The following is a 15,484-nucleotide window of genomic DNA, read 5'->3' as shown; positions in this document are numbered from 1 at the left end:
TGAATTAATATTCTACAAGAATAATATGACTCAAGTCCTTTTACCCCCTCTCAAACAGATCCGTGTTAAACGAAAAAAGCCCCGGGCTCTCATGAGAGTCCGGGACTTTCGCTCCATTTCTTTTATTCCGCTTTCTTGAAAAGCAAGGAAACATTATGACCGCCGAATCCGAGGGAATTGCTCATCGCATACCGGATGTCGCTTTCGCGGGCCCCTTCGGTCACGTAGTCGAGATCGCATGCAGGGTCCGGCGTCTTGTAGTTCGTCGTCGGCGGCATGATGCCTTCGCGGAGGGCGAATGCCGTGAACACCGCCTCGATCCCGCCGGCGGCGCCGAGAAGGTGGCCGGTCATCGACTTCGTCGAACTCATGGCCAGTTTATAGGCATGCTCGCCGAAGACCGTCTTCACTGCATCGGTCTCGAATTCGTCGTTATACGGCGTGCTTGTGCCGTGTGCGTTGATGTAGTCCACGTCTTCGGGACGGATGCCGGCTTTCGCGATCGCCTGCTCCATCGCACGCGCCGCGCCTTCCCCTTCGGGAGCCGGCGCCGTGATGTGGTGGGCATCCCCCGTCGAACCGTATCCGATGATTTCGGCATAGATTTTTGCACCGCGCTCTTTGGCCCGGTCATATTCCTCCAGGATGAGGATTCCGGCACCTTCGCCGATCACGAAGCCGTCCCGGTCCGCATCGAACGGGCGTGACGCCGTCTCCGGGTCCGCGTTTGTCGTGAGGGCCGTGTTCGCGCAGAATCCGGCGACCGCCATCGTCGTGATCGGGGCTTCCGCTCCGCCGGTCACCATCATGTCGGCGTCTCCGCGGGCAATCGCCTCGTAGGCATCGCCGATCGAGTTTGCACCGGATGCGCATGCCGTCACCGTGCAGGAGTTGATGCCTTTTGCGTTCGTGTAGATCGAGACCTGGCCTGCCGCCATGTCCGGGATCATCATCGGCACGAAGAACGGGCTCACCCGCCGGTATCCGCGCTCCTGGAATGTCTTGAACTGTTGCTCGTGGGTTTCCATGCCGCCGATGCCCGAACCGATCCAGACTCCCGTACGGAGTGCGGTCTCGTCATCCAGCCTGCGGGGCAGCCCTGCATCTTCCAGCGCCTCGAAAGCCGCCGCCAGCGCGTAATGGGTGAACCGGTCCATTTTGCGCGCCTCTTTTTTCGGAATGTACGCCTCGATGTCAAAGTCCTTCACTTCAGCCGCGACTTTCGCCGGGAACAGGTCCGCGTCGAGACGCGTCAGAGGCCCGACCCCCGACTTGCCTTCCTTGACCGACTTCCAGGCGGTGGCCGCGTCATTGCCGACCGGACTGATCGCCCCGACCCCCGTGATTACAACCCGTCTTTTCTCCATCTTCTTTCCCCTTCCTTCTATCGAACGATTCGTATCTTTTATGATCAACTGCCGAGATTAAAAAGTCACGCGCCGGAGGTCACTTCCCCCAGCGGATGGCGAGGGCGCCCCATGTGAGGCCGCCGCCGAAGCCGACGAGCACGATGACATCGCCGTCTTTCACGTTCCCTGCCTCGACTTCGTCGCAGAGGGCGATCGGAATCGAGGCTGACGAGGTGTTGCCATATTTGTGGATCCGCCTCGACATCTTCTCCGGAGGGAGGCCGAGCCGTTCCCGTGCGGATTCCATGATCCGGATGTTCGCCTGGTGCGGGATGAGGTAATCTGCGTCTTCCTTCGTGAGACCGGCTTTTTCCAGGACGGCAAGCGCCGATTCGCCCATTTGCCGGACGGCGAACTTGAACACTTCGCGGCCGTTCATGATGAGGTATTCATCCTGGTACAGATGTTTCCCGCCGCTGCCGTCCGCTCCGAGTTCGAATGCCAGGATGCCTTTTCCTTCCGGCACTTTCCCGATCACCGCGGCGCCCGCCCCGTCGCCGAACAAGACGGCTGTGTTGCGATCTTCCCAGTCGGTGATCTTGGACAGCTTCTCAACGCCGACGACGAGGATATGTTCGTACGTGCCCGATTCGATGAACTGCATCGCCGTCGCCGTGCCGTACATGAAACCGGCGCAGGCGGCGGAAATATCCATCGCGGCCGCATTTGTCGCACCGAGCCGCTCCTGCAGCTGGGTGGCTACGCTCGGGAACGGCCGGTCAGGCGTCACCGTTGCGACGATGATGAGGCCGATCTCTTCCGGCGAGACTCCCGAATCCCTGATTGCTTCCTTTGCGGCCCGGTATGCCATATCGGACGTATCCATGTCATCCCCGGCAATCCGGCGCTCCTGAATCCCGGTCCTTGTCCGGATCCATTCGTCGGACGTGTCGAGCCGCTGCTCCAGATCCGCATTCGTCAGCACATGTTCCGGAACACATTTCCCGATTCCGATCATTCCTACGCCCATTCCGTAACCCCTTTTCTTTATAATCATCTATTAGTACCTGGTGATAATTTATCACATGGAGCGTCTGTTTGACAACTTGGTGGCAAATTAAAGTGAGCGTGCAGGCCGAACTGGAGAATCATGCTTTCCCCATGCTCGCGGGGTATGATATGATGAAACAGGAAAATTCCGTGCAGAGGTGAAATCATGCAATATATTTTGACTTTCGTCTGGTCGTTCTTACTGATCACGATGCTGAACTATGTCGTCAGCTCGATCAACGCCGTGCCGTTTGATTTCGGCCTCGGCGTCATCGTCTCTCTTGTCATTTCCGTCCTGGTCTTCATCATCTCGGCAATCCTGCCGGACGAGTCCACACCGGACTACGATGTTTGAACAGAAACGCAGAAAAACCGTTCCCTGCTCGTCTGCAGAGAACGGTTTTTTGTTGTTCATCAAAGCTTGCGGATTTCAATCCGGCCGTCTTCGAGAACGGCCTCGATCGTATCGCCTTCCGCATAGCCGCCCTGGATGAGTCCGTGGGCGACCGCGGTCTCGACGTGGCGCTGGATGAACCGCTTGAGCGGGCGGGCTCCGAAATCGGGATCCGTCCCTTCCCGGACGATCCAGTCGATGAGCCCGTCGCCGTACGTCAGCGTGATGCCCTGCTCGGCGACCCTGACGGCAAGATCATCGAGCATCTTCCGGGCGATCCGGCGGAAATCTTCGTCTTTCAATGAATGGAAGATGACGATATCATCCATCCGGTTGAGCAGTTCCGGCTTGAAGTGCCGCTTCAGCTCAGCCATGACCAGATCTTCCGTCGCATGCTCTTCCTCCCCGCCCATCTGGAGAAGCAGCGAGGAGCCGATGTTTGAAGTCATGATGATGATCGTGTTCGTGAAGTCGACGTTCCGGCCCTGGCTGTCGGTGATCCGACCATCGTCAAGCGCCTGCAGGAGGATGTTCGACACATCCGGGTGCGCTTTCTCGATTTCGTCGAGGAGGACGACCGAGTACGGATTTCGCCGGACGGCTTCCGTCAGCTGGCCGCCTTCCTCATACCCGATGTATCCCGGAGGCGCTCCGACGAGCCGGGACACGGAGTGCTTTTCCATGTACTCGGACATATCGATCCGGATGAAGTGCGTTTCGGAATCAAAGAGCGTCGCCGCGATCGTCTTCGCCAGCTCGGTCTTCCCGACACCGGTCGGTCCGAGGAACAGGAACGACCCGATCGGACGGTTCGGATCCTTGATGCCGGACCTCGCCCGCCAGACCGCCTCCGTCACGAGACGGACCGCATCGTCCTGTCCGATCACCCGCTTCTCGAGCGTCTCGCGCAGGCGGAGCAGCTTCTCGCGCTCCCCTTCCACGAGTTTCGCAACCGGGATGCCGGTCCATCTGCCGACGATTTCCGAAATCTCTTCTTCCGTCACTTCTTCCCGGAGAAGCCGGTTCTCCTCGTCCGTGAGCGGGGCTTCAAGCGCCTCCAGCTCTTTTTCGGCCTGAGGAATGCGGCCGTGCCGGAGTTCCGCCGCCTTATTCAGATCATAGCGATTTTCCGCGTCTTCCAGTTCCCGGCGGTAACGATCGAGCTCCTCTCGCTTCGCCTGGATCTCCCGGATCGACTCCTTCTCTTTCTCCCACCGTTCGCGCATGTCCGCCGTCGAACTGCGGAGCTCCTCCAATTCGGCCCGCAGGCTTTCAAGCCGCGCCTGGCTCCGCTCGTCTTTCTCCATCATGAGCGCCTGCTCTTCGATCTCCAGCTGCATGATGCGCCGCGTCACTTCATCGAGCTCCTGCGGCATCGAATCGATCTCGGTCCGGATGAGGGCGCTTGCCTCGTCCACCAAGTCGATCGCCTTGTCCGGCAGGAACCGCTCGGTGAGATACCGGTCGGAAAGGGCCGCCGCCGCAACGAGCGCCCGGTCATGGATGCGGACCCCGTGGTGGAGTTCGAACCGCTCCTTCAGCCCGCGAAGGATGGAAATCGTATCTTCAACCGTCGGCTCCTGGACGTACACCTGCTGGAACCGGCGCTCAAGTGCCGGATCCTTCTCAATGTACATCCGGTACTCATCCAGCGTCGTCGCCCCGATGCAGTGAAGCTCTCCGCGAGCGAGCATCGGCTTCAGCATATTGCCCGCATCCATCGAACCTTCCGTCCGGCCCGCACCGACAATCGTATGAAGTTCATCGATGAACAGGATGATCTGCCCGTCGCTGTCCTTCACCTGCTTCAGCACGCCCTTCAGACGCTCCTCGAATTCCCCCCTGTATTTCGCGCCGGCCACGAGCGCACTCATGTCCAGCTCATACAACTCCCGGTTCTTCAGGCCTTCCGGCACATCCTTCTTCACGATCCGCTGCGCCAGCCCCTCAACGATCGCCGTCTTCCCGACACCCGGCTCCCCAATCAGGACCGGGTTGTTTTTCGTCTTCCTCGAAAGAATCCGAATCACATCGCGGATCTCCTGATCACGCCCGATAACCGGATCCATCTTCCCTTCCTTCACCTGCTCGATCAAATTCCGGCCGAACTGCTCAAGCGGGCTCCGCTGATCTTCCTGCTGCATATTCATTTGCATAAAGTGGTTCACCCCTGTTGTTTGACCTTGATTGACTTTGACTTTCTTTGACTATTACCAGTATACTGTTTTCCCTAAGGACGGTAAAGCAAAACGCTTGGGTAAAGGAGGTTTGAGGGCGGGTTCATTCCTGGAGAGGGGGCGGGAGGTGGGGGGCTGGAAGGCTGGAAATAAAAACCTGGACGACTCGACGCCAGATGCGGACGACTCGAGGCCGAATGCGGACGACTCACCCGAACTCCCCTCTCACACCCGCACACACCCACCCCACACTCCCAGCGACAAAAAACCCGCGGATCCACAAACTGAGCGGATCCGCGGGTTTATTTAAAAATATCAGCGCACGCCGAGTGCGATCTTCGCGTAGCGGGACATCATGTCTTTCGACCAAGGCGGGCTCCAGATGATGTGCACTTCGGTTTCTTTCACTTCCGGCAGTTCGGCGAGTTCGCGCTTGATGTTGTCGACGATCATCGGTCCAAGCGGGCATCCGAGCGACGTGAGGGTCATCGTGACGTCCACTTTCCCGGCATCATCCATCTCGACTTCGTAGACGAGGCCGAGGTTGACGATATCGATGCCGAGCTCGGGATCGATGACGTTCTCGAGTGCGCCCATGAGGCTGTCTTTCATCTCCTGATCCATCGTGATTCCCCTTCCGTTCCGTATTGACTCCATCATATCAGACCGGCATGTCCCCGTTCAAATGAGTTGCAAGCCAGTCGGTGCATTCCAGCATGCCGGTGCGCGACACGGCGTGCCCCGCTTGGCGGTCCGCCGTGAATTTCAGCCGCTCCGGCACTTCTTCATAATCTGCCCGGCAGGCCTCGATGAAATTCGCGGTCGGCTTGAACGGCACGGTTTCGTCGTTCATCCCGTGCCAGAAATAGACCGGCCGCTGCGCGAGCGCTTTCCGGTCTTTCGTCAGGTCGAACCGGCCGAGCGTTTCAAAGAGCGCATCCCGTTCTTCTTTCGTCAGCGGGATTTCAAAGCCGCGGCTCTCATACTGCGACATCTGGGCCTTGGCGAGCTTGACGTATCCCGGCGTCCCCATCATCACGCCTGCCGCGTCGATCCAGTCGTACGCCTTCAGGCAGCCGAGCGTTTCGATCCCGCCCATCGATGTGCCGGCAAGGCCGAATTTCCGGGCATCCGGGAACCGAACCGCCAGCTCCTCTTTCAGCATTCCGACTTCTTCGATCGTCGTGAGAACCGTTTCCCAGAACCGCAGGCTCAGCTGGACCTCATCGAGCCCTTCCTCCCGCACACCGTGAAGATGCGCATCCGGGAGCAGTACGCGGACGCCGCGCTTTGCCAGATTGAAGGCATAATGAAGATTATGCTCTTTCCCACTCGTAAATCCGTGCAGGAAAATGGCGACCGGAGCGGAATCCTCTCCGTTTTCCGGGTATACATGCAAAAGCGGGATTCCCGCCCATTGTTCTTCTTTGATGAGCATCTGCAGCACTTCCTGTTTTTTCTTTTATCCTAACAGACCCGCAGTAAAAAACAAACCGGGCCGCCGGATGTGACATTTTTTTGACTTGGGAGAAAGGGGAAGGCTACACTCAATATAATGAAGGGGGAATGCACAGATGAAACAGCATTTGATCGTACTTGACCTGGACGGGACGTTGCTGACGGATGAGAAGGTCATTTCGCCCAAAACCGAACAGGCACTGAAAACCGCCAAGGAGGACGGCCACCTCGTCATGATCGCGACCGGCCGCCCTTACCGCGCAAGCGAGCCGTATTACCGGCAGCTCGGCCTGGACCTGCCGATCGTCAATTTCAACGGTGCGTTCGTGCATCACCCGGCGGACCGCTCGTGGAAGACGATCCACGAACCGATCAGCCTGCCCGTCGTGAGCGATGTGATCGAGTCGCTCGAGGGATACCGGTTCCACAACATCGTTGCGGAAGTGCAAGACGACGTCTATATCAATCAGCACGACGAAAAGCTCATGAACATCTTCACGATGGGCAATCCGCAAGTGACCATCGGAGACCTCCGATCTTATCTGAAGGACAATCCGACGAGCCTGCTCATCCACCCGGACGCCGCCGATGCGGACCGGATCCGGGACCATCTCGGCGAAGTCCACGCGGAAGTCGTGGATCATCGCCGCTGGGGTGCACCGTGGCATGTCATCGAGATCATCCGCCACGGCCTCAACAAAGCGGTGGGCATTTCGGCGGTCGCCGAGTGGGTCGGCATCCCGCAGGAGCGGATCATCGCGTTCGGCGATGAGGACAATGACTTTGAAATGATTGAATATGCCGGCACCGGCGTGGCGATGGGCAATGCGATCGACGGACTCAAGACACTTGCCGACGAAGTGACCGGCACAAACAACGAGGACGGGATCGCCGACATCCTGGAAGAGCGCCTGAAACTCAAGACGGGGACCCGGATCTGAGGAGGAAATGAAATGAAACTGTTTGCGGATAGTGCGACCGACCTGCCTCTCGACTTTTTCGGGAAGCATGACGTGACGCTCCTCCCGCTCCGAGTGGAAATCGGGGACGGGTCATATGATGATATCGTGGAAATCAATTCCAAAGAAGTGTTCCGGCGGATCCGCAAAGGCGAGCGGCCGAAAACATCCCAGGTCTCTCCGGAACTCTTCGAGAAGGAATGGGAAAAACTCGCAAAAACCGGCGAACAAGGACTCTATATCGCCTTCTCCTCCGAGCTGTCGGGCACTTATTCGACCGGTGCCGCCATGTGCAGACAGATGCAGGAGGAACATCCGGAACTCGACCTCGTCGTCATCGACACGAAGTGCGCTTCGCTCGGATACGGCCTGCTCGTGATGGAGGCGGTCCGGCTGCGCGACGAAGGGCTCGGCCGTGACGAAATCGCTGAACACATCCGGAAAATGGCCGGCCGCATGGTGCATCTGTTCACCGTCGAAGACCTCGACTACCTGGCCAAGGGCGGCAGGCTGTCGAAGGCAAGCGCCTTTATCGGAGGCCTTCTGAACATCAAGCCCCTTCTCCACGTGGAAGACGGAAAGCTCGTTCCGCTTGAAAAGCATAGGGGCCGGAAAAAAGTGTTCCAGCGGATGATCGACTTGATGAACGAACGGGGCAGCGGCCTGTCGCGGCAGAAAATCGCCATCAGCCACGGGGATGATGAGGAAGCCGCCCTTCTGCTGAAATCACTGATCGAAGAAGCGCACCATCCTGAATCGGTTGAAATTTACATGATCGGTTCGGTGATCGGCTCTCATGCGGGCCCCGGCACGATCGCGCTGTTTTTCCAGGACTTGGATCAAGATTCCGGACAAGCGGAGAAAGGGTGAATCTGAATGGACATCGTCGTTATCGGAGCGGTCGCGGGCGGTGCGACCGTTTCTTCCCAGCTGAGAAGATTCCTGCCTGATGCCAACATCACCGTCATCGGCAGGGACAGCCGGATGGGGTTCGCCACTTGCGGGATGCCATATGTGCTCGGCGGCCTCGTCGACAGCATGGATTCCCTCGTCTCGGTTACGCCGGAACTGTTTGCCGAACAGAAATCGATCGATGTCCGGCTCGGATTCGAATCGATCCGGATCGACCGCGTGGACAAACAGGTCCTCGTCCGGGAACTCGGCACGGGGCGCACCGAATCCCTTTACTACGACAAACTGGTCCTGTCGCCGGGCGGCACGGCCAGAAAACCGGAAATCCCGGGCTCCCCGTCCATCCCGATCTTCACGCTCCGCCACTTTGACGATATGGTGAATTTCGAGGAATACTTGAAAAAGGAACGCCCGCAGCGGGGGCTCGTCATCGGCGGCGGCTTCATCGGCGTCGAGCTTGCGGAGAATTTCAGGCATCTCGGCATCCGCACAGAACTCGTCGAGCACAACGGACATGTCATGCCGATCGCCGACCCGGACATGAGCGTCCTGCTCGAAGAGGAAATGGAGAAAAACGGGGTCGTCCTCCATCTCGGCCGGGAAGTGGACACACTTGACGGCGACCGGATCGTGCTGGACGACGGCACGGAGATCCGCGCAGATTTCATCGCGGCGGCGGTCGGACTGGAGCCGAACACGGACCTCGCCGAACAGGCGGGCCTCGGGATCGGGCCGACGGGCGGGATCGGGACCGACCGTTTCATGAGGACGAGCGACCCGNGGCAGAAAATCGCCATCAGCCACGGGGATGATGAGGAAGCCGCCCTTCTGCTGAAATCACTGATCGAAGAAGCGCACCATCCTGAATCGGTTGAAATTTACATGATCGGTTCGGTGATCGGCTCTCATGCGGGCCCCGGCACGATCGCGCTGTTTTTCCAGGACTTGGATCAAGATTCCGGACAAGCGGAGAAAGGGTGAATCTGAATGGACATCGTCGTTATCGGAGCGGTCGCGGGCGGTGCGACCGTTTCTTCCCAGCTGAGAAGATTCCTGCCTGATGCCAACATCACCGTCATCGGCAGGGACAGCCGGATGGGGTTCGCCACTTGCGGGATGCCATATGTGCTCGGCGGCCTCGTCGACAGCATGGATTCCCTCGTCTCGGTTACGCCGGAACTGTTTGCCGAACAGAAATCGATCGATGTCCGGCTCGGATTCGAATCGATCCGGATCGACCGCGTGGACAAACAGGTCCTCGTCCGGGAACTCGGCACGGGGCGCACCGAATCCCTTTACTACGACAAACTGGTCCTGTCGCCGGGCGGCACGGCCAGAAAACCGGAAATCCCGGGCTCCCCGTCCATCCCGATCTTCACGCTCCGCCACTTTGACGATATGGTGAATTTCGAGGAATACTTGAAAAAGGAACGCCCGCAGCGGGGGCTCGTCATCGGCGGCGGCTTCATCGGCGTCGAGCTTGCGGAGAATTTCAGGCATCTCGGCATCCGCACAGAACTCGTCGAGCACAACGGACATGTCATGCCGATCGCCGACCCGGACATGAGCGTCCTGCTCGAAGAGGAAATGGAGAAAAACGGGGTCGTCCTCCATCTCGGCCGGGAAGTGGACACACTTGACGGCGACCGGATCGTGCTGGACGACGGCACGGAGATCCGCGCAGATTTCATCGCGGCGGCGGTCGGACTGGAGCCGAACACGGACCTCGCCGAACAGGCGGGCCTCGGGATCGGGCCGACGGGCGGGATCGGGACCGACCGTTTCATGAGGACGAGCGACCCGGACATCTATGCGATCGGGGACGCAGCGGAAGGACGGGACTGGTTCACCGGCAAGCCGAAGCGGGTGCCCCTCGCCTGGGCCGCCCACCGCGAGGCGTTCATCGCCGCAAGCCACATCGCCGGCGGCAAGACCGAGATGGACGGACTCCTCGGCACCTCGATCACGAAGCTGTTTTCCCTCACCGCCGGGATGACCGGGATGGCGGAAAAGATGCTGAACGAGGAAAAGATGCCGTATGAGACGATCGTCCACGAAAGCCGGTCGAACGCCGGGTATTATCCGGACAACGGGAAGCTGCGCCTGAAAATCCATTATGACCCGGACACCCGGGCCATCCTCGGCGCGCAGGCCGTCGGCGAAAAAGGCGCGGACAAGCGGATCGACATCATCGCCACCGCCATCCGCGGACGCCTGACGATGGACGATCTCGCCGCCCTTGAAATCGCCTACTCCCCTGCGTACAGTTCGCCGAAAGATCCCGTGAACATGGCAGGGTACAAGTCGATGGAGCGCCCGGGAAAACAACAGGAATAAGAAGGAAGCATCCGGCCAGCCAAGCGGCCGGATGCTTTTTTGCGTGCGTCAGAACGTCCGCTTCCCCCGAGACGCAAAAAGGCTTCCGGCTGCATGAGCACGGAAGCCTTCGACAAGTTATTTCTTTTTCGCTTCGTCCGCCCGGCGCTGGCGCCCTTTCCGCCAGACTTGCCAGATGAACAGGATGAAGATTGAATACACGAGGATGGAAGCGATGATATACGGGATGTTCAGCCCCCGGTCCTCTTCGACGATGAACATGTCGGGCGTCTCGCGGTCGAGCACGATCCGGTAGTCGCCGCTGTCGGACTGCCGCACGAGATCGTTGCCGAACAGCGCCCGGAGCGTCTTGCCGCTGCCGCCGACCTTCTTTTCGGGAATATCGACGCGCTGCGTCTCACTCGTGTTGTTCAGCACGATGATCCATGTTTCGTCATCGGTGTATCGCCGGTAGACGATCATGCCGTCTTCATTGTGAAGCAGCTCGAATTTGCCCGTGCGGAGTGTTTCCGACTGGTTGCGGAGCTCGTTGACGTTGGCGATGTGGTCATGGAGTTCCTCATCGGCCTTGAAGTCATGGTTCGGGTGATTGCCATGCAGGCCCGTGCCCGCGACGGCGACTTCGGAGCCGTATGTCATGAGCGGCACCCCCGGAAGCGTGAACAGTGCGGTGGCCGCCACTTTCCAGCGGGTCGGCGGGAACATCCGCTTTTCGACCATTTCAGCAGTGAACCGGTCCCCGGACAGTTCATCGAAGAACAGCAGGCTCGGCGGTTCGGTCATCTGCACGTCTTCCATGCCAGACGAGTCCGGATCCATTTCGGAGAACGCCTGCCGCAGGATTTGGTTTTCTTCGGTGTTGAAGATCAGGTCGAAGTCGGCATCCGACGGAGCATCCGACAGGACGACGAGATCCGACTTTTCCTTTTTCAGGGCGCCGATCAGGTCATTCAGGAACGCATCATCGGCTTCACCGAACCGGATGAGCCGGATGCCGTCGACGCCTGTCTTTTTCACGAAGCCCACGGCCGCATCAATCAGCGCATCCCGGACTTCCGGATTGGCGAGATCCCAGCTGACCGTGTTGTCCTCCGACCGGATTGCCCAGTCGTCATGGTCGGTCGTCCAGACGTGGCTTACGCTCACTTCCCCGACCGGAAAGTCCGCATAGACTGCCATCTCATGCTTGTGATAATCGCCGATCAGCTCGAGCAGCTCCTCTTCGGTGCCGAACCGGTCCTCGATCGTCCCGTAGTCAAGCACGCCCCATCCGTCATAAGTTTCGGTGGAGAACACGGAGCCGATCGATACCGCCTTGAACCCCATCGACTGGATATAATCCCGTTTTTTCATGAGTCCCTGGAAGTCCCCGCCGGAGAATGCCTTCGGGTCAGCCGGATCGGCATCCTGGTCGTTGTTCGGGTCCCCGTTGAAGAAGCGGTCGACGAGCACATCATAGATGCTGCTGTCGAGGACCTGACCATCGGCTGCCGATGCCCCCGGCACCCAGGCGGCGGTCCCGATTAAAATTGCTGCGGATAATGCCGCGAATGTTTTTTTGATCAAACCAAGTGCCTCCTCTGTTGCCATCACCCGTTATTTTAACACTCCCCGGACCGGCCGGCGACAGGAATTCCCGCGCTCCGACGGTTTTTCGGCGAATTTCGTCCGAAATGTGAAGAACACTCCTGGACGACTCGGGGGCGAATGTGGATGACTCGGAGCCGAAAGCGGACGACTCAAGGGCGAATGCGGACGACTCACCGATGGAAAAATAAACCTGGACGACTCGGGGCCGGATGCGGACGACTCAAGGCGAAATGCGGACGACTCAGAGGCGAATGCGGACGACTCACTGATGGAAAAATAAACCCGGACGACTCGGCACCGGATGCGGACGACTCGGGTGCGAACGCGGACGACTCACCGATGGAAAAATAAACCTGGACGACTCGGGGCCGGATGCGGACGACTCGAGACGAAATGCGTCCGACTCAAGGGCGAACGTGGACGACTCACCGATGGAAAAATAAACCTGGACGACTCGGGGCCGGGTGCGGACGACTCAGAGGCGAATGCGGACGACTCACCGATGTAAAAATAAACCTGGACGACTCGGGGCCGAATGCGGACGACTCAGAAGCGTGGTCTGGTCCCTGTCAAGTTTACAGTTGATTCTGTCCGATAAAGATTCAGGCAGCCAACACACTTCCGACCTCGGCAGGAGGCACGCCGTGCTTGAGCTGGAGGCGTTCGTGGTTATAAAAGTAGATATATTCCTCGATGGCAATCCGAAGCTCCTCAAGAGACCGAGGGTCGCCAAAGCAGGCAATCTCAGTTTTGAAGTGACTGAAAAAGCTCTCGATGCATGCATTATCCCAACAGTTGCCGCGCCGTGACATGGACGGTGTCAGGTTCATCGACTGAAGGCGTTTCTGGTATCTCAGGCTCATAAACTGGCTGCCCTGGTCGCTGTGGATAATGGCCTTCTTCCGGTTCCCTTTCACCTTCTCCAGCATCTCGAGCGCTTCCAGGACCAGGCCGGTGTCCTGGTTCGGCCCGTAGGCGAATGCTACGATCGAGTCGTCGTACAGGTCCTTAATGGCGCACAGATAGGTCCAGTGTTCCGTAGGAACGAAAGCGCGCACGTATGTGATATCCACCGAGAATTTCTTCATCGGCTTCGTGGCTTTAAAGTTACGCTTCAAGAGGTTCTGCGCCACCTTCCCCTCTGTACCGCCGTGACGGTACCCTTTGCGGCGAATCCGACATTTGAGCCCATATCGGCGCATGATTCTGGAGATTCGCTTGATATTGACGGTGAGCCCGAACTCTCTCTGGAGCGCCAGCTTGATCCGGCGTCGCCCATAGGTTCCCCGGGACTTGGCGAACACCTTGGAGATATAGTGAAACATCTGCTCATCCTTGAGATCCTGGGCAGAGTGATCCTGCCGCTTCTTCCACTTGGCATAACCCTGCCGGGAGACATCCGACGCCTCCGCGAGGAGGGAGACCGAAAAGGTGTCCTTATTCAGGTCGATGAACAGGAAACTATCTTGTTTGCTTAACACCCCCTTTTCAGATCCAAGAGCTTTTTTAAGAGGAGGATCTCCGCCTTCTGCAGTTCAATCAGAGCATCCTTCTCATCCGACGGTTTCCGGCCATTCTTGCCCCTGGCGTCATGCAAAGCCTCGAAGCCATCCATCTCCACTTTTTCGACCCAGCGTCGGATCGTCCGATCCGAGACATTGTACGAAAGAGCCAACTCCTCAGTGGAAGAGCCTTCAAAAAATTCCTCCACTGCTTTCACTTTTATATCGTAATCCCGCTTCTGGTTCATTTTTCGGCACCCCTTTTCGTTACTCCTAGTGTGACAGAATCAAGGTGTAAACTCTAAGGGGACCATATCAGCGAATGCGGACGACTCACCGCCGCGGCCCGGGCGCAAATAAAAACAGCCGGAAGCGGATGGTTGTCCGCTCCCGGCTGTTTCGTATTCAATCAAAAGAATTGCATGCCCACAGGCAGTTTGAAGCCGAGGAACATCGTCACGAGGAGGCTGATGATGAACAGCACGACCATGACGGTGGCCGGCTTGTTTTTGTTCTGTCGGATGAGGGTCATTTCCATGAGGCCGATGGTGACGATCCCCATGAGGAACTTGATGCCGTACAGCATCGCGTCCGAACTTGACCATTTGAAGAACAGGAAGGCGCCGGTGATGATGATCAGAATGTAGAACAGGCGCAGAATCATATGCGCGATTTTCCGGCCTTTCGACCCTTTCGCCATGACGGCGGCAATGACGAACAGGATGATGCCGACCACCCAAGTGAAGATGTGCAGATGCGTCGTATCCGTAAACATACCCAAACTTATTCACCTCATTTTCTATGATTGCTCTTCTATCCTACCATAGCCATACGGCGCGTTCACGCCGCATGGTCAGGCAAATTTGTTTGAAAGTGTGCCAATTCCCTCGATCGACACTTTCACCGTGTCTCCCGCCTTGAGGAACGCGGACGGATTCATGCCCTTCCCGACCCCTGCAGGCGTCCCTGTCAGAATGATGTCGCCGGGCTCGAGCGTGACATAAGTCGACACTTGGGCGATCAGGTCGTCGATCCGGAAAATCATGTCGCCGGTATGTCCGTTCTGGCGGACCTCGTCATTCACTTTCGTGACGAGGGAAAGCTGATGGGGATCCGGAATCTCATCTTTCGTCACGATATACGGTCCGACCGGACAGGATTTATCCAGGCTCTTGCCGAGGAAGAATTGCTGATGGGCGGCCTGGACGTCCCGCGCGGTGAGGTCGTTTGCGATCGAATAACCGAAAATGTGGTCGTATGCGAGGGCTTTGTTGATCCCCCGTCCGCCCTTGCCGATGATGACGGCCAGCTCGCCTTCGTAGTCGTAGCTTTCGGTGATATCCGCATGCACGGGCAGCTCCTCTTCATCAGCCGCGATGGCGGTCGGGACTTTCGTGAAGACGACGAGCTTTTCCGGCGGACGTTCGGCGCCCATTTCAGCCGCATGATCTGCATAATTCTTTCCGATGCAGATGACGTTTTTCGGCGTCCGCGGAATCGGAGCGGTCCATTCGATCTCATCGAACGAGCGCTTGAACGTTTCCGGCCGCTCGGAGGCTTCCGCCCGGCTGACGAGCCGGCGGATCTGCTCGACGAATTCCATGCCGCCCGCAACACCGTCGATCAGATGGCGCGGGAATGAATCTCCTTCGCCGAGTTCCTCATGGATGGCGGCCACATCCCAGACCGCCTCCTCCTTTTTCACTTTCGGACCGAACAGCTGCTCCCCGCCGTAGCGGAACGACAATAGTTTCAT

At 58.2% G+C, this 15,484-nt stretch carries 15 protein-coding genes; 5 read left to right on the top strand and 10 right to left on the bottom strand.

The annotated features are described in order from the left end of the window. Window positions 1-122: 122 nt before the first annotated feature. A complete protein-coding gene (gene fabF, locus BN1189_RS09985) occupies window positions 123-1,367 on the bottom strand; it encodes a beta-ketoacyl-ACP synthase II (RefSeq protein WP_040227792.1) in 1,245 nt (414 codons plus the stop codon). A 79-nt stretch (window positions 1,368-1,446) separates the two neighbouring features. After that, a complete protein-coding gene (locus BN1189_RS09980; protein WP_040227791.1) occupies window positions 1,447-2,379 on the bottom strand; it encodes a beta-ketoacyl-ACP synthase III in 933 nt (310 codons plus the stop codon). Window positions 2,380-2,565: 186 nt separating this feature from the next. Between BN1189_RS09980 and BN1189_RS09975 the strand changes: the two genes are divergently transcribed. Further along, window positions 2,566-2,754 (top strand): YjzD family protein, encoded by a 189-nt coding sequence (locus tag BN1189_RS09975; RefSeq protein ID WP_040227790.1) that lies wholly within the window; start codon window positions 2,566-2,568, stop codon window positions 2,752-2,754. A 59-nt stretch (window positions 2,755-2,813) separates the two neighbouring features. On the opposite strand, the gene BN1189_RS09970 is transcribed toward BN1189_RS09975, so the two are convergent. The 3 genes from BN1189_RS09970 to BN1189_RS09960 form a co-directional block, all read right to left on the bottom strand. Continuing rightward, window positions 2,814-4,943: an ATP-dependent Clp protease ATP-binding subunit gene (locus BN1189_RS09970; RefSeq protein WP_082194230.1), complete on the bottom strand. Its 2,130-nt coding sequence runs from the start codon at window positions 4,941-4,943 to the stop codon at window positions 2,814-2,816. A gap of 342 nt (window positions 4,944-5,285) precedes the next feature. Then, window positions 5,286-5,594: a metal-sulfur cluster assembly factor gene (locus BN1189_RS09965; RefSeq protein WP_040227789.1), complete on the bottom strand. Its 309-nt coding sequence runs from the start codon at window positions 5,592-5,594 to the stop codon at window positions 5,286-5,288. A 37-nt stretch (window positions 5,595-5,631) separates the two neighbouring features. Continuing rightward, window positions 5,632-6,408 carry an alpha/beta fold hydrolase gene (locus BN1189_RS09960; protein ID WP_040227788.1) on the bottom strand — a complete coding sequence of 259 codons (777 nt, stop codon included), beginning with the start codon at window positions 6,406-6,408 and terminating at the stop codon, window positions 5,632-5,634. Window positions 6,409-6,544: 136 nt separating this feature from the next. On the opposite strand from BN1189_RS09960, the gene BN1189_RS09955 reads away from it, so the two are divergent. The 4 genes from BN1189_RS09955 (at window position 6,545) to BN1189_RS09940 (ending at window position 10,636) form a co-directional block, all read left to right on the top strand. After that, window positions 6,545-7,369, top strand: coding sequence for a Cof-type HAD-IIB family hydrolase (locus BN1189_RS09955; protein ID WP_040227787.1), 825 nt, complete (start codon window positions 6,545-6,547; stop codon window positions 7,367-7,369). Between the two features lie 12 nt (window positions 7,370-7,381). Then, window positions 7,382-8,257: a DegV family protein gene (locus tag BN1189_RS09950; RefSeq protein WP_040227786.1), complete on the top strand. Its 876-nt coding sequence runs from the start codon at window positions 7,382-7,384 to the stop codon at window positions 8,255-8,257. A gap of 6 nt (window positions 8,258-8,263) precedes the next feature. Further along, a complete protein-coding gene (locus BN1189_RS09945) occupies window positions 8,264-9,280 on the top strand; it encodes an NAD(P)/FAD-dependent oxidoreductase (RefSeq protein ID WP_052455801.1) in 1,017 nt (338 codons plus the stop codon). Window positions 9,281-9,286: 6 nt separating this feature from the next. After that, a complete protein-coding gene (locus BN1189_RS09940; protein WP_040227785.1) occupies window positions 9,287-10,636 on the top strand; it encodes an FAD-dependent oxidoreductase in 1,350 nt (449 codons plus the stop codon). 117 nt (window positions 10,637-10,753) lie between these two features. On the opposite strand, the gene BN1189_RS09935 is transcribed toward BN1189_RS09940, so the two are convergent. The 5 genes from BN1189_RS09935 to BN1189_RS09915 form a co-directional block, all read right to left on the bottom strand. Further along, window positions 10,754-12,202, bottom strand: coding sequence for an alpha-amylase family glycosyl hydrolase (locus BN1189_RS09935; RefSeq protein ID WP_040227783.1), 1,449 nt, complete (start codon window positions 12,200-12,202; stop codon window positions 10,754-10,756). Between the two features lie 626 nt (window positions 12,203-12,828). Then, window positions 12,829-13,707: an IS3 family transposase gene (locus BN1189_RS09930; protein WP_052455554.1), complete on the bottom strand. Its 879-nt coding sequence runs from the start codon at window positions 13,705-13,707 to the stop codon at window positions 12,829-12,831. Next, on the bottom strand, window positions 13,701-13,976 hold the full coding sequence (locus tag BN1189_RS09925; RefSeq protein WP_040224721.1) for a helix-turn-helix domain-containing protein: 276 nt from the start codon (window positions 13,974-13,976) through the stop codon (window positions 13,701-13,703). Before BN1189_RS09925 ends, BN1189_RS09930 begins: the two co-directional genes overlap by 7 nt. Before the next feature lie 161 nt (window positions 13,977-14,137). Continuing rightward, a complete protein-coding gene (locus tag BN1189_RS09920; protein WP_373604618.1) occupies window positions 14,138-14,509 on the bottom strand; it encodes a YisL family protein in 372 nt (123 codons plus the stop codon). Between the two features lie 72 nt (window positions 14,510-14,581). After that, complete coding sequence (locus BN1189_RS09915; RefSeq protein WP_040227780.1) at window positions 14,582-15,484, bottom strand: fumarylacetoacetate hydrolase family protein; 903 nt, start codon at window positions 15,482-15,484, stop codon at window positions 14,582-14,584.

It is taken from the genome of Bhargavaea cecembensis, from assembly GCF_000826125.2.
Classification (GTDB): Bacteria; Bacillota; Bacilli; order Bacillales_A; family Planococcaceae; genus Bhargavaea; species Bhargavaea cecembensis_B.
This window is presented reverse-complemented; position numbering and strand designations above follow the sequence as displayed.

Coding starts and splice junctions, on each gene's coding strand:
- fabF (WP_040227792.1), bottom strand. CDS start 1,367: ATGGAGAAAAGACGGGTTGTAATCACGGGGGTCGGGGCGATCAGTCCG.
- BN1189_RS09980 (WP_040227791.1), bottom strand. CDS start 2,379: ATGGGCGTAGGAATGATCGGAATCGGGAAATGTGTTCCGGAACATGTG.
- BN1189_RS09975 (WP_040227790.1), top strand. CDS start 2,566: ATGCAATATATTTTGACTTTCGTCTGGTCGTTCTTACTGATCACGATG.
- BN1189_RS09970 (WP_082194230.1), bottom strand. CDS start 4,943: ATGAATATGCAGCAGGAAGATCAGCGGAGCCCGCTTGAGCAGTTCGGC.
- BN1189_RS09965 (WP_040227789.1), bottom strand. CDS start 5,594: ATGGATCAGGAGATGAAAGACAGCCTCATGGGCGCACTCGAGAACGTC.
- BN1189_RS09960 (WP_040227788.1), bottom strand. CDS start 6,408: ATGCTCATCAAAGAAGAACAATGGGCGGGAATCCCGCTTTTGCATGTA.
- BN1189_RS09955 (WP_040227787.1), top strand. CDS start 6,545: ATGAAACAGCATTTGATCGTACTTGACCTGGACGGGACGTTGCTGACG.
- BN1189_RS09950 (WP_040227786.1), top strand. CDS start 7,382: ATGAAACTGTTTGCGGATAGTGCGACCGACCTGCCTCTCGACTTTTTC.
- BN1189_RS09940 (WP_040227785.1), top strand. CDS start 9,287: ATGGACATCGTCGTTATCGGAGCGGTCGCGGGCGGTGCGACCGTTTCT.
- BN1189_RS09925 (WP_040224721.1), bottom strand. CDS start 13,976: ATGAACCAGAAGCGGGATTACGATATAAAAGTGAAAGCAGTGGAGGAA.
- BN1189_RS09915 (WP_040227780.1), bottom strand. CDS start 15,484: ATGAAACTATTGTCGTTCCGCTACGGCGGGGAGCAGCTGTTCGGTCCG.